General features: G+C 39.8%; 8 protein-coding genes, 1 other RNA gene, 5 pseudogenes and 2 other annotated features (1 of these 16 running past the window's edge). Of the genes and pseudogenes, 12 read left to right on the forward strand and 2 right to left on the reverse strand.

Annotated elements, in window-relative coordinates; genetic code table 11:
• Positions 1-26 precede the first annotated feature (26 nt).
• Positions 27-248, forward strand: a binding site (T-box leader).
• A gap of 62 nt (positions 249-310) precedes the next feature.
• From hisS to JCM19043_RS00435, 4 genes and pseudogenes are all read left to right on the forward strand, one after another.
• Positions 311-1,572 (forward strand): annotated as a pseudogene (gene hisS, locus JCM19043_RS00420) (histidine--tRNA ligase).
• A gap of 14 nt (positions 1,573-1,586) precedes the next feature.
• Positions 1,587-3,363, forward strand: a pseudogene (aspS, locus tag JCM19043_RS00425) (aspartate--tRNA ligase).
• 66 nt (positions 3,364-3,429) lie between these two features.
• Positions 3,430-3,613: non-coding RNA, 6S RNA (gene ssrS / locus JCM19043_RS00430), on the forward strand.
• Positions 3,614-3,786: 173 nt separating this feature from the next.
• Positions 3,787-4,410, forward strand: coding sequence for a hypothetical protein (locus JCM19043_RS00435; RefSeq protein WP_062319024.1), 624 nt, complete (start codon positions 3,787-3,789; stop codon positions 4,408-4,410).
• 69 nt (positions 4,411-4,479) lie between these two features.
• Here the strand turns inward: JCM19043_RS00435 and JCM19043_RS00440 are convergent, their stop codons facing one another.
• Positions 4,480-5,046: an RsfA family transcriptional regulator gene (locus JCM19043_RS00440; protein ID WP_062319025.1), complete on the reverse strand. Its 567-nt coding sequence runs from the start codon at positions 5,044-5,046 to the stop codon at positions 4,480-4,482.
• A gap of 81 nt (positions 5,047-5,127) precedes the next feature.
• Positions 5,128-6,405, reverse strand: a complete 1,278-nt coding sequence (locus tag JCM19043_RS00445; protein ID WP_062319027.1) for a replication-associated recombination protein A — start codon at positions 6,403-6,405, stop codon at positions 5,128-5,130.
• A 193-nt stretch (positions 6,406-6,598) separates the two neighbouring features.
• Between JCM19043_RS00445 and cymR the strand changes: the two genes are divergently transcribed.
• From cymR to JCM19043_RS00480, 8 genes and pseudogenes are all read left to right on the forward strand, one after another.
• On the forward strand, positions 6,599-7,018 hold the full coding sequence (gene cymR / locus JCM19043_RS00450; RefSeq protein WP_062319029.1) for a cysteine metabolism transcriptional regulator CymR: 420 nt from the start codon (positions 6,599-6,601) through the stop codon (positions 7,016-7,018).
• 17 nt (positions 7,019-7,035) lie between these two features.
• A pseudogene (locus tag JCM19043_RS00455) lies at positions 7,036-8,183 on the forward strand (cysteine desulfurase family protein).
• Between the two features lie 108 nt (positions 8,184-8,291).
• Positions 8,292-9,407 carry a hypothetical protein gene (locus JCM19043_RS00460; RefSeq protein WP_062319031.1) on the forward strand — a complete coding sequence of 372 codons (1,116 nt, stop codon included), beginning with the start codon at positions 8,292-8,294 and terminating at the stop codon, positions 9,405-9,407.
• A gap of 68 nt (positions 9,408-9,475) precedes the next feature.
• Entirely contained in the window at positions 9,476-10,585 is a 1,110-nt protein-coding gene (mnmA, locus tag JCM19043_RS00465; RefSeq protein ID WP_062319033.1) for a tRNA 2-thiouridine(34) synthase MnmA, read from the forward strand.
• A 29-nt stretch (positions 10,586-10,614) separates the two neighbouring features.
• Positions 10,615-11,277: a tetratricopeptide repeat protein gene (locus JCM19043_RS00470; protein WP_062319036.1), complete on the forward strand. Its 663-nt coding sequence runs from the start codon at positions 10,615-10,617 to the stop codon at positions 11,275-11,277.
• Between the two features lie 398 nt (positions 11,278-11,675).
• Positions 11,676-11,951: pseudogene (locus JCM19043_RS18420) on the forward strand (helix-hairpin-helix domain-containing protein); the annotation flags it as partial.
• Positions 11,952-12,304: 353 nt separating this feature from the next.
• Positions 12,305-13,621: pseudogene (locus tag JCM19043_RS18425) on the forward strand (AAA family ATPase); the annotation flags it as partial.
• 80 nt (positions 13,622-13,701) lie between these two features.
• A complete protein-coding gene (locus tag JCM19043_RS00480) occupies positions 13,702-13,905 on the forward strand; it encodes a hypothetical protein (protein ID WP_062319038.1) in 204 nt (67 codons plus the stop codon).
• 42 nt (positions 13,906-13,947) lie between these two features.
• Positions 13,948-14,001: a binding site (T-box leader), on the forward strand; it runs 154 nt beyond the window's last position.

A 14,001-nucleotide genomic window follows, 5' to 3' on the forward strand; every position in this document is an offset into this window, starting at 1 on the left:
ATAAACAATTCAAACAATTTGATCGAATATCACCGATGATGAGAACAGTAGTTAAAAAGTGCGAATCAAGAGAGGGAGTTGCCTCGGCTGAAACAATTCCTATTTTGCGTTTTAATGAAGGACATCTCTGAGGTACTATATTGAAATGATAGTAAATATAGTCGCGAGCAGGCGTTATTGTGATAAGTGGAATACACGATTTTTGTATTCAACTAGGGTGGCAACACGGGTAATCGCTCGTCCCTTTCATAGGGAGGCGTTTTTTTTATGTCCAAATTGTAAAAATATACTAATTTAAGGGGAGATTTACATGATTCGTTTACCACGGGGAACGCAAGATATCTTGCCAGGAGAATCAGAGAAATGGCAATATGTCGAAGCAACATTTATTGATATATGTCGCCGGTTTAATTACCAAGAGATTCGGACACCTATTTTTGAACATACGGAACTATTCCAACGCGGAGTAGGAGATACGACCGATATCGTCCAAAAAGAGATGTATACATTTGAAGATCGTGGGAATAGAAGTTTAACGCTTCGTCCAGAAGGTACCGCATCTGTCGTGCGTGCTTTTGTTCAAAATAAACTCTATGGTTTAGCTAACCAACCGCAAAAACTTTTTTATAACGGACCAATGTTTCGTTATGAACGTCCGCAACAAGGACGGATGCGTCAATTTGTTCAACTCGGTGTTGAAGCGCTCGGGAGTAAAGATCCGGCGATTGATGCAGAAGTGATTACACTGGCGATGACTTTCTATCAATCGTTAGGGCTTCATTCATTAAAGCTCGTGATTAATTCATTAGGTGATAAAGAAAGTCGTGAGAATCATCGTCAAGCTTTAGTCAATCACTTTAGCCCTTACCGTGAGGAGTTATGTTCTGATTGTCAAACACGTCTTGATCAAAATCCACTCCGCGTACTTGATTGTAAAAAAGATCGCGATCACAAAGCAATGAAAGAGGCACCGAAAATCTTAGATTATTTGACTGACGAGGCACGTGAATATTTTGACCAAGTCAAACAATATTTAGATGCTTCAGGTATTCGTTATGAAGTGGATAGTAACTTAGTTCGTGGGTTAGATTATTATAACCACACGGCATTTGAGATTATGAGTGCGGCAGAAGGTTTTGGCGCGATCACAACCTTATCAGGTGGGGGACGTTATAACGGTTTAGTCGAAGACTTAGACGGTCCAGAAACACCCGGTATTGGATTTGCTTTAAGTGTTGAGCGTCTCCTTATGGCACTTGAGAATGAAGGGATCACTTTACCCGTTAACGAAGGACTCGATGTTTATGTCGTTAGTTAGGTGAATCCTCAAAAGTACCGGCTTATGCCTTGACGCAAAGATTACGAAAGAGTGGTCTATCGGTTGATAAAGATTATTTAGATCGAAAAATGAAAGCTCAGTTTAAAGATGCCGACCGTAACCAAGCAAAGTTTGTCGTCGTACTCGGTGAAGAAGAAGTCAAACAACAACAAGCGACAGTAAAAGACATGGCAACAGGCGAACAAGAAATGGTCGCTTTTGATACGTTAGTCGATTATATTCAATCAAAATGATAGGGGGATAAAACATGACAGAGAAAAGACAACTTGCGGGAGAGCTAAGGCTTTCGGATGCTGGAAAACACGTGGTATTAAAGGTGGGTGCAAAAGCGCCGTGATTTAGGTGGCTTAATCTTTATTGATTTACGTGATCGCAGTGGGATTGTTCAAGCAGTATTTACACCGGCTAAAAGTGAAGCAGCCCTTCAGATTGCAGAATCTGTCCGCAGTGAGTATGTGATTGAAGTACAAGGTGAAGTCGTTAAGCGTGATGATGCCACAATCAATGAAAAGATGGTCACAGGTGAGATTGAAGTGTTAGTAGAAGCGGTAACGGTTTTAAATGAAGCAAAGAATCCACCATTTACGGTATTAGATGGTGAGGATGTATCAGAAGATGTTCGCTTAAAATACCGTTACCTCGATTTACGTCGTGAGTCGATGCAACAAACGTTTAAGTTACGTCACCATGCCTCACAAGTCATGCGTTCTTTCTTAAATGACGAAGGTTATTTAGAAATGGAAACACCGATGTTAACGAAAAGCACACCAGAAGGTGCCAGAGATTATCTTGTCCCATCACGTATTCATGAAGGTCACTTCTATGCGTTACCACAATCGCCACAGTTATTTAAACAGTTAATTATGGTCGCTGGTTTTGAACGTTACTTCCAATTTGCGCGTTGTTTCCGTGATGAAGATTTACGAGCAGACCGTCAACCTGAATTTACACAAATTGATATTGAAACAAGTTTTATGTCTGAAGAAGAGATTATGGCGATGACAGAGCGCATGATGGCGCGTGTCATGAAAGAAGTAAAGGGTGTAGATTTATCATTACCACTGCCACGCCTAACGTATGATGACGCGATGAGTCGTTTTGGTTCAGATAAACCCGACACACGTTTTGGTTTAGAACTTGTTGACTTATCAGAAACAGTGAAAGAGGCCGGATTTAAAGTGTTTAAAGATGCGGTCGCTGGTGGCGGTAAGGTAAGTGCGATTAATGTCAGTGGCTTTGCGGACAAATTCTCACGTAAAGACATTGATAAACTTACCGACTATGTTAAAATTTACGGCGCAAAAGGTTTAGCTTGGCTCAAAGTAACAGCTGATGGTTTAACAGGTCCAATCGCAAAATTCTTTGAAGCAGAAGAACAACAAGCGATTCAAACAGCCCTTGAAGCAAAGGATAATGATTTATTATTATTCGTTGCTGATAAAACATCTGTCGTGTATGATAGCCTAGGCGCATTACGTCAAAAAATTGCTAAAGACCTTGATCTCATTGATGAATCTGTCTTTAACTTCTTGTGGGTAACAGATTGGCCATTACTTGAATACGATGCCGACCTCGGACGCTATTTTGCGGCACACCACCCGTTTACACTGCCACAAAAACAAGATATTGATAAACTTTCATCAGCACCAGAACAAGTGAAAGCTTCAGCTTATGACCTAGTGTTAAATGGTTTTGAGTTAGGTGGGGGATCGCTGCGTATTTATAAGAAAGACTTACAAGAGAAAATGTTTGAAGTATTAGGTTTCACAAAAGAAGAAGCGAACGAACAATTTGCCTTCCTCATGCAAGCACTGGAATACGGTGCCCCACCACATGGAGGGATTGCACTTGGTTTTGACCGATTAGTCATGTTACTGGCAGGTAAAACGAATCTGCGTGATACGATTTTATTCCCTAAAACAGCATCGGCATCGGATCCATTAACAAACGCACCAGGTACAGTAAGTGAGGCGCAATTAGACGAATTACATCTGCAACTTCAAGCGAAAAATTCGGAAGAATAATAGACTGTAACCCCTTACAAATTGGGTTGATTATCACACTGAACTGTGCTAAGATAATCTTACAAGTTAATCCTGATGTGTTCGTTGAAAATCCAAATGTTTTGACCGAACATTTTAAAGTCGGGAGCCCAATGTTTTCTTGAGGATTACATGCCCCACTCGATTGAGACTTAAGAGTCAAGAGACAGGGCACCCACCTGCCTAGAGCGGGTTCAAAACTTTCTATTGAGACGGCACGATCGGGATTATCTTTATACATGATGATTAAAAGCTCACCCTCTGGGTGGCTTTTTTATGTTAAATCTTATAAAGCCACTGATCGCTATCGATATTTCCTTAACTTAAGAAAAAAAGATACTTCAAAGATAGCGTTTTCTCTCTTAATCAAACATGTTACAGTTAATGGGTAGGGAGGAATTCAATATGAAAAAAAGACAGTTACATTGGTGGATAGTTGTTGGTGTTAGTGTACTAATGATTGGCTTGATTATCATTTATGTATGGTTTGATTATCATTCAGAGAGCGACTTAAACCTAGTAGAAGAAAAAGAAACAAATGACACGTTACGTCACCGAATAACGCAACTAGAAGGAGAAATCAGTCGATTAGATCAAGAAGTTTTTAATGCCAAAAATCAAAATGAAAGATTACAACAAGAAATTGACATCTACCTTGATCTTGATCAATATGCCAAAGAATATATACACGCTCTAATTGATCAAGACATGGATGTGTTAGAAGAACTGACCTCGCCATCCTTGATGGTTTATAGTGATCGGATTGAAAAAACAGAAAATGGATCAATTGTGCCAGTGTATTTTGGCTTCTTGCGTCAAGATATCGAAGAGGTGGCATCGATTCAGATAGATCTGATTAACTTTGGTTACGCTAATCAGGGAGAATTTTTTCTTCAGTATGAATTAGTGGATCAATCCGGTGTCGCGTCACATGAGATGCACTTCTACTTTGACAAAGGACAAACACGTTGGCAAGTGAGGGATCTGGAACTAACAGAAATAGTTAGCAACAAAAAAGTATATGAGTGAAAGTGTATGAATAGTTTTATTATAAACGTTTTGTAAAAAAGACACGTCACCTGTTAGGGTAACGTGTCTTTATTTTGCGATGGATTGTAGATTGCCGTTTTTGTCCATGGTAAAGGTTTGTTGATCCGTTGGGTCAAGAACAACCATTTTTCTCGCTCGTTCCATAATAGAAATAAACGTGTGATAGTCTTCTTCAACCGATGTGAGTTTTGTTTCAAGTTGATGCACGGTTTGTTCTAATTTCTTGTTATCGGACTTTAATTGTTCGATTACTTTGTCTTGCTCAGCGATAAGGTTTTGTTGCTTATCTGTATAGTGCCCTAGCCGTTCTAATAGTGTATGAATCTCTTTTGGTGCGTCTTTTGTCATTTTTGTTTTGACCATTGTTTTGTGTTGTCGTTGACTACGTAAGGTTGCGTGTCTGACTGTTTTGGCCTCACTAATCTCTTTTTGATACCGACTTCGTAGTTCTTTGTTCCAGCGGAAACCGCAAGCAGCCGGTGTTCGGTGCACTTCTTTTGCTACTAAATCAAACGCTTGTAACTGAGTTTCACCTGATTCAATATGCTTGAGCACCGTGTCCTTTAACAACAAGTCTTCTTCGTGGCTCCATGCGTCTTGGCGTAACTTTGTCATATGAACATTCCTTTCTTATATCCTTGTTTTTACTAGTGTATGTTGTAAGACTTGTAGATATAAGTAGTGTGTTCATGATCACTAGTTTTTATTCAACGCTTTAATTTGTTCATGCATTTGTTTTAACGCACGTTCGAATTTTCCGGTTTCAATCGGTTGGTAATACTGCTTATGTTTAATTTTATCTGGTAAGTATTGTTGTTTCACGCGCGCACCAGGATAGTCATGCGGATATTTATAGCCAATGCCATGACCCATATGTTTAGCTCCTTGGTAGTGGCTATCTTTTAAATGATCAGGAACTTCTCCTGTATCCATTGACCGAATATCTTTTAAGGCGTGATCCAGTGCTTTATAAGCCGCATTGGATTTTGGTGATAGGGCAAGTTCTACCGTAATTGACGCAAGTGGAATGCGTGCTTCCGGAAAACCGACCCGCTCAGCTGCTTCAATCGCATGAAGCGTTCGTGGTCCTGCTTGCGGATTGCCAAGGCCGATATCTTCATAAGCAATCACGGTTAAGCGCCGGGCGATACTATCTAAGTCACCTGCTTCAATTAAACGCGCCAAGTAATGCAGAGCTGCATCGACATCACTGCCGCGGATCGATTTTTGCAGGGCAGATAGGACATCATAATGATGGTCACCATCTTTGTCATGGGTGAAGCTTTTTTTCTGCATGCACTGTTCGGCGACATTTAAATCAATAACGATGATGCCTTCACTGTTCTTAGCGGTAGAATAAGCCGCGAGCTCTAACCCGTTTAAAGCGGCACGCAAATCACCCCTTGAACTGTCCGCAAAATGAAGAAGGGCGTCATCGGTTACTTGAAGCGGCATCTCGCCAAGGCCTTTTTTCCGGTCATGAATGGCCCGGTTCAAGGCATCTAATACATCCGTCTTCGTAAGGGCTTGTAGTTCAAATAGGTGTACTCTGCTTCTAATCGCCGGATTGATGGCGTGGTAAGGGTTACTTGTCGTACAGCCAATTAATGTGATGAGGTTACTTTCAACATGCGGCAGTAAATAATCTTGTTTGGCTTTATCTAATCGGTGCACCTCATCCATAATCACCACGAGGTTACCGTGCATTTTTGCCTCTTCAATCGCAATTTCAATATCTTTCTTTTTATCAATCACCGCATTTAATACTTTGTAGCGTAATCCGAGTGTCGCTGAGAGCGCCATTGCCATCGATGTTTTACCGGTACCTGGTGGACCGTATAGAATCATCGAACTTAAACGATTGGCATCAACCATACGGCGGATCATGTTTCCTTCCCCAATCAAGTGTTGTTGTCCGATTATATCTGTCATGTGTTCAGGTCTTAAGCGATAGGCGAGAGGTTGTGTGGCCATGTAAAAACTCCTTTAATACAAAATTTTCTGCTTCATTTCGAATGACTTGACGTCGTATGACGGTTTCATATAAAATATACTACATTTGTAGGAATTAATATAGTGAACTGTTTAATGAGTTCGAAGACATGGCAAGTCGAAGCGTCTTCATGATATAATGACAACAGAAACAAACGACTAGGAGTGTTAATCGATGAAGATTTCAACGAAAGGACGTTACGGGTTAACCGTGATGATTGTCCTAAGTAAACATTACGGAGAAGGCCCGGTGTCTTTAAAAAAGATTGCAGAAGAACATGACTTAAGTGAGCATTACTTAGAACAGTTAGTCCCGCCCTTACGCAATGCTGGACTTGTAAAAAGCGTGAGAGGCGCCTATGGTGGTTATAAACTCGCAAAACCGGCTCATGAGATTACGGCTGGTGATGTGATTCGTATATTAGAAGGACCGATTACCCCAGTTGAAGGAATCGAAGACGAAAGTCCAGAAAAACAACACCTATGGATTCAGATTCGTGATGCGGTTAAAAATGTCTTAGATACAACAACACTCGATGATTTAGCTACTTATAAAGAAACAGGAGAAAATGAACCGTATATGTTCTATATTTAAGAGAGAGGATGAAGAAGATGGAGGCTTTATATTTTGACCATGCGGCGACTACCCCGCTTCATCCGGATGTCGCATCAACAATGTCCAACGCTTTAACTGAAGCCTTTGGTAATCCGTCAAGTATTCATCAATTGGGGCGGCTGTCAAGAAAAATAGTAGATGAAGCAAGAACGGTCATTGCCAAGTCACTCGGGGCAAATGATAAAGACATTATTTTCACAAGTGGTGGAACAGAAGCGGATAACTTAGCGATCATCGGTACAGCGTTAAAACATCAAGACAAAGGGAAACATATTATTACCTCAGCCATTGAACACCATGCGGTGTTAGATAGTTGTCACTACTTAGAAACGCTTGGATTTACTGTGACCTATTTACCGGTAGATGAAACCGGTGTTGTGGGGGTAGAGGCTGTAAAAGAGGCGCTGACAGACGAAACGATTCTTGTCTCTGTCATGATGGTGAATAACGAGGTCGGAACGATTCAACCGATCAAAGCGATGGGTGAGCTGTTAGAAGACCATCAAGCGTTATTTCATACCGATGCGGTCCAAGCATACGGTATTATGCCACTTGATGTGGAGGCGTTACACGTTGATTTATTAACCGTTACCGCTCATAAAATTAACGGACCAAAAGGGATAGGGCACTTTATAAACGCCGAGAGGTTAAATTGCAGCCGCTCTTTTTTGGGGGCGATCAGGAACGAAAGCGTCGTCCAGGAACCGAGAACTTACCCGGTATCGCCGGGTTTAAACAGGCGGTTGAACTATTTTTAGGTGAAGAATTAAACCGTCAGGCACGTTTCAAACAGTTAAAAGCACTATTTGAACAAGAGCTAACAACCATCGATAACATTGTCATCAATGGTGATGAGAAAAAGGTTAGTCCACTGATTTGTAATGTGAGTTTCTTAGGTACGCGCATTGAGCAAGTGTTAATGAATTTAGATTTAGACGGGGTGTTTGTTTCATCGGGTAGCGCATGTACGGCGGGGGCGATGACGTCCTCACATGTCTTAAAGGCGATGTACGGTGAACAAGATGAACGTACGTTGAGTGCGATCCGATTTAGTTTTGGTCTTCATCATACAGAACAGGCGATGATTGAGGTTACAAAGCGTGTCAAACAAACAATTGAACGGTTAAGAAAGCTATCTGAATAAAAAGCGTGAATATGATGATTTTGGTTTTTATTCATTTATTTGTAGGTTTTTGGTAAAAGTGCATAATTGTAGAAGTTGATTCGGGTTAGTAAATTAAATGGAGGGTGTATGAAAAAGATATGCCGATTTATAATTATTATATTTTTAGCAATTATTCTGTTAGATAGCATACAACATCATATTATGGACAACTCGACAATTGAAAAAATTACTAATTATTTCGAAGGAAAAGCTGATAGTCAATATGAGGGTCAAGTAAACGATATTATTAGTGAAATGAAATATAATAAGAAATTAGTAGGTTCTACAGATGGATATATTTATACTAATATTAACGATACTCAGAAAATAGAGCGGGAAATAAGTCGTTCTGTAACTCAAATGGATAAAATGTTATCCGACATATCTCTTGGAGGAGATGAGCATTCATTTGAACTAATTTTGTACGCCTCTATGGAGGAATTTAAAACAAAAACAAAAGAAATAATACCGTCAAATCATAAAGGGTTAGCTGTATACGATGGATTAGTTATTCATATATCTGTGGAAAATATAGAAGATGTATTTTCTCATGAATATGTCCACTTTAAAACACATTCATTTTGTAAAGAAAACAATTTGAATTTTGATAATTATCCTGTATGGTTTATCGAAGGAATTGCAAAGTTAAGTGAAGACTATTTTGGTGTAGAGACGTCACCAATATTTTTAGGGAAAGTTAATAAGTTCAAAAAAATGAATAATAAAATGAAATATGATACGTCTTATTTACAAAGTCACATCGCACTACTTAAAGTCATTGAAATAAGTGAGGACGATTCTGTTAGAAATATAATGTTAGAGACACAAGAAAAAGAATTCTATAAAGCGTTTAAGGATGAAGTTGGAATATCAATAGAGGGTATAGAGGAAATATTAACGATGCAAAGCAAGACAAATCCAATTGAAAGCGGAAAAAATCCAAATGTTAGATTAAAAGAACTAGAGGCATATACAAATTCTTACCCTGGGGATAGTAAAGCCTTACAGCTATTAGGTTATTATTATTGGAAAACAGAAGATTTTCATCGCTCTGAAGAAACCTACAATAAATCTCTGGAGATAGATCCAAATAACATTATTACCATGAATCAATTAGCAATGATGTATGAAGATACATCAAGGAATGAGAAAGCTGCTAAGATAAGAGAAAAAATTCAACAATTAAAGACGATTTCCAATTAATGTAAATGTTTTAGTGCTTTTTTCTGGGTATTTAATATTAACTAAATATGATAAAGGAGCAGATAATTATGAGTAATAATAAACATACCCGCGTTGTTGTCGGTATGAGTGGTGGCGTGGATTCTTCCGTGACGGCTTTACTATTGAAACAACAAGGCTATGATGTGATCGGTATTTTCATGAAAAACTGGGATGATACCGATGACGATGGCTTTTGTACGGCGACAGAAGATTATGAAGATGTGATACGTGTCTGTAATCAACTGGATATTCCGTATTTTGCGGTTAACTTTGAACAACAATATTGGGATAAAGTGTTTACCTACTTTTTAGATGAATATAAAAAAGGTCGCACACCAAATCCTGATGTGATGTGTAATAAAGAAATTAAGTTTAAAGCCTTTTTAGACCACGCGCTTTCGCTTGGAGCCGATTATGTAGCGACGGGTCACTATGCGCAACTGAGACGAGAGAATAGTAAAATCGAATTGTTGCGTGGGGTGGATGATAATAAAGATCAAACCTATTTCTTAAATCAACTGTCACATGACGTGTTAGAAAAAGTGATGTTCCCACTCGGTCATTTACCCAAAAAAGACGTGAGACAAATGGCGTTAGAACATGACTTAGCGACCGCAAAGAAAAAAGACAGTACCGGTATTTGTTTTATCGGTGAACGTGATTTCAAAACGTTTTTAAGTGAGTATTTACCCGCTCAACCTGGTCGGATCAAAACGATGGACGGTGTAGATAAAGGTGAACATGATGGTTTGATGTACTATACGATTGGTCAACGCCAAGGACTCGGTATTGGTGGTCCAGGTGGCCCTTGGTTTGTTGTTGGGAAGAACTTAAATGACAATATTCTCTATGTTGAAGCGGGTGAACATAATCCGTACTTATCATCAGATGCTTTACTTGCCTCTGAGGTGAACTTTGTCAATCCGATTGAGGAAACAACATTTAAAGCAACCGCGAAATTTAGATACCGTCAAAAAGATTCTGGTGTCACGGTGACGCAATTACCAGATGGCAACCTTCATGTCGTGTTTGACCAAGAAGAAAAGGCCGTTACACCGGGTCAAGCGGTCGTCTTTTATCAAGATGAAGTGTGTTTAGGTGGGGCGACGATTGATGAGGTCTATAAAGACGGCAAGCGCCTCGATTATTTAGGTTAATAATAAAGAATATAAGAAAGGAGTCCGATATGACTTATATTGAACAAGGCATTAAATACATGCAAGATGAGAACTATGAAATGGCTGTGAAAGCTTTCAACGATGCGATTGAAGCGGAACCTGATAATCCAGTCGGATACATTAACTTTGGCCATGTGTTAGCGCATCTTAATGAAGACGTGCGCGCAAAAGATTTTTATGAAAAAGCACTTGAGCTTGATCCAAAAGCCGCAACGGCATATTACGGACTTGGCAATCTCTTGTTTGAAAAAGCGCAATATAAACAAGCGATTCGCCAATATACAGAAGCGATTGATTTAGGTTTAACTGAAGCGGATGTTTATTTTATGATTGGTTTCTCACACCTAAAAAGAGATGATTTTAAGCTAGCCCTTCCATTTCTTATGCATGCAAGTGAGCTCAGTCCAAATGATCGTGATATTGCGATGCAGTATGGGCTCGCTTTAGCAGAGCTTTCTCAATTAGACGAAGCGTATCGTGTATTTGATGGGGTTTATAAGAGTCACCCGACGCATGCAGATGCGCTTTATAACCGCGCCCTCTGTGATTTATTTTTAGAGCGAACAGATGAAGCTATCAAAGATTTAAACTGTGTCCTTGACTTAGACCCGGAACATACGCTTGCGCAAGGCACCTTGATGCAGATTGAACAAATATTAGATCAACAGTAAGAAAGTGGGCGGTGGACGTGTCAGAAGAAACGAAGTATATTCGTGGAGAATTGATTTATACGATTTATACCAATCAAGCCGAACACTTTTCCATTGCTAAAATAAAAGTGTTAAAGACGAACGAAGCATTTGATGAGGATGAACTCGTTGTAAAAGGCTACTTTGGTGAAATCTTTCCTGGTGAAGCCTATGTCTTTTACGGGGAGTTTGTCCATCATAAAAAATTTGGTGAGCAGTATCATGTCGATCACTACGAGCGGTATGTGCCAAAGACAGAGGAAGGGCTCGTCAGTTATTTGTCGAGTGATCTCTTTCCTAAAATCGGAAAAAAAACAGCGAGTCGGATTGTGGAAGCGCTTGGTGAAGGGGCGATTAATAAAATCATTCGCGCGCCCGATGTGTTAAAAGATATTAAAGGTTTAAATGATGAACGCCGGACGATTTTAGTCGAGCGATTAAAGACATATCAAGGGTTTGACACGGTTGTCGTTGCCTTGCAAAAGGTCGGGATTGGTTTAAAGCTGGCGCAAAAGATTTATCAACATTATCAAGATGAAGCCATTAACATTCTAGAAGAAAATCCGTATCAATACGTATTTGATATCGAAGGTTTTGGCTTTCACCGGGCGGATTTAATTGCGACTGATCGTGGCATTAGCTTAAATCACCCGTCAAGAATCAGAGCCGGAATTCTTTATGTCCTGAATGAATCATTAAATGACGGGCATGTTTTTTTACCAAAAGATTTAATAAGAGAGAAGGTCAATCGCTTACTGGAAGCGCGTCGGTATGATATCACCGACGAGATGTTGATGAAAGAATTAGTTGAAATGGCAGAAGAAGAGTATTTAGTTGAAGAACAAGACCGGATTTACCTACCCGTCAGTTATTATGCTGAAGCAGGACTAACGACACAACTCAAGCGCATCAGTGAGCTGGAAGTAGAAGAGACGATTGTTGAAGCGGATTTATTAAAGGTCGTCGGTGAAGTAGAAGAAGAGGAACACTTGACCTACGGCAAAGTTCAATACGAAGCGATTAAACAAGCACTCATGACGAAAGTGATGATTTTAACCGGTGGACCTGGTACAGGGAAAACAACGGTCATTAAAGGGATTTTAAAAGCGTATAGCGAACTGAATGATGTGAGTATGAAGTTACAAGATTATGCGAAGCGCAGTGAATTTCCGTATATACTCACCGCCCCTACCGGTAGGGCCGCAAAAAGAATCACCGAATCGACCGGCTTACCTGCCTATACGATTCACCGTTTACTCGGTTGGGATGGCATCAACACTTTGAAAAAACGCAAGACAATCCATTAGAGGGTAAAATGATCATCATTGATGAATTCTCGATGGTCGATATCTTTCTAGCCAATCAATTATTTAAAGCGATCCCATCTTCGATGCAAGTGTTACTGGTTGGAGATGAGGACCAGTTACCGTCTGTAGGACCTGGACAGGTGTTAAGTGATTTATTACATAGTCATCAAGTGACACAAATTAAACTTGATGAAGTATACCGGCAAAAAGAAGGATCGAAAATTATTACATTGGCGCATCAAATTAAACATGATGAATTAACGGCAGCGGATTTAACTAAAGCGAGTGATTTCAACTTTATCCCGTGTCAGCGTCACCAGTTGTTGCACTCCATTGAAACGATTGTGATTCGGGCGATTGAGCGGGGATTTGATATTCAAGATATTCAAATTTTAGCGCCGATGTATAAGACGGATGTCGGCATTAATGAAATAAATGCTCGCATCCAGTCGGTTGTGAATCCTAAGCGTAAAGGTGCGCGTGAACTGCATACGAAAGATACCGTGTTTCGAACCGGTGATAAAGTGATTCAGCTCGTTAATCAACCGGAAGACAATGTGTTTAACGGGGATATTGGTAAAATAACCGCCATATTTAGAGAAAATGAAAATATTGACGGGGAAGACCAAGTAATTGTCACCTTTGAAGAGGATGATGTCACCTATACCCGGCAGGATTTATTAAATATTACCCATGCGTATTGTATTTCGATCCATAAGTCACAAGGGAGTGAATTTCCGATTGTCGTCATGCCTGTTGACCGTGCTTACCGGCGAATGCTTAGGAAAAACTTATTGTATACGGCAATGACACGAGCAAAACAGTCGTTGATTATTTGCGGGGACCAAGCAGCCTTTTTAGAGGGCGTCACCACGATTGACACGAATGAACGTTATACAACACTTATCGAACGTTTAACGGGTGTTTTTACCGATAAAGACTACCGTGAACGTTTAGAAGAAGATTTAGAAGAACAAGCTTTAGGCGATGAAGACGTCTCACCGTTTGATTTTATGTAAGATTAGGATAAAAAAGCAGAACGCATGTATAAACGTCCCCTTGATTTGGCTACACTGAATCAAAAAAAGAGGTGACGTGTATGCGGTGTTTTTACTGCCAGCACTTAAGTTTAGGTGAAATTTCCACTAAACATTATTATTGTATGGAATGCTGTTTAGAGTTTAAAGTTGTGGAAGACCGATGGTATGGCTATATGATAGATGAGGAAGGTGACCTTCACCTAGAGGTTTCATCAGACATGACATTTTCACCAGCTGGAACAACTCATCAGACTATCGATTGACAGCGGCAAAAAGATTCTCTATAATATCGGGTGAAACGATAGAAAAAAACGTCGAGAAACAGGAGTACATATCAGCCCATTTAAAGAGACGCTTAC

This window comes from Halolactibacillus sp. JCM 19043 (genome assembly GCF_001310395.1).
In the GTDB taxonomy this organism is placed as follows: domain Bacteria; phylum Bacillota; class Bacilli; order Bacillales; family Amphibacillaceae; genus Halolactibacillus; species Halolactibacillus miurensis.

Coding starts and splice junctions, on each gene's coding strand:
- JCM19043_RS00470 (WP_062319036.1), top strand. CDS start 10,615: ATGACTTATATTGAACAAGGCATTAAATACATGCAAGATGAGAACTAT.
- mnmA (WP_062319033.1), top strand. CDS start 9,476: ATGAGTAATAATAAACATACCCGCGTTGTTGTCGGTATGAGTGGTGGC.
- JCM19043_RS00460 (WP_062319031.1), top strand. CDS start 8,292: ATGAAAAAGATATGCCGATTTATAATTATTATATTTTTAGCAATTATT.
- cymR (WP_062319029.1), top strand. CDS start 6,599: ATGAAGATTTCAACGAAAGGACGTTACGGGTTAACCGTGATGATTGTC.
- JCM19043_RS00435 (WP_062319024.1), top strand. CDS start 3,787: ATGAAAAAAAGACAGTTACATTGGTGGATAGTTGTTGGTGTTAGTGTA.
- JCM19043_RS00480 (WP_062319038.1), top strand. CDS start 13,702: ATGCGGTGTTTTTACTGCCAGCACTTAAGTTTAGGTGAAATTTCCACT.
- JCM19043_RS00440 (WP_062319025.1), bottom strand. CDS start 5,046: ATGACAAAGTTACGCCAAGACGCATGGAGCCACGAAGAAGACTTGTTG.
- JCM19043_RS00445 (WP_062319027.1), bottom strand. CDS start 6,405: ATGGCCACACAACCTCTCGCCTATCGCTTAAGACCTGAACACATGACA.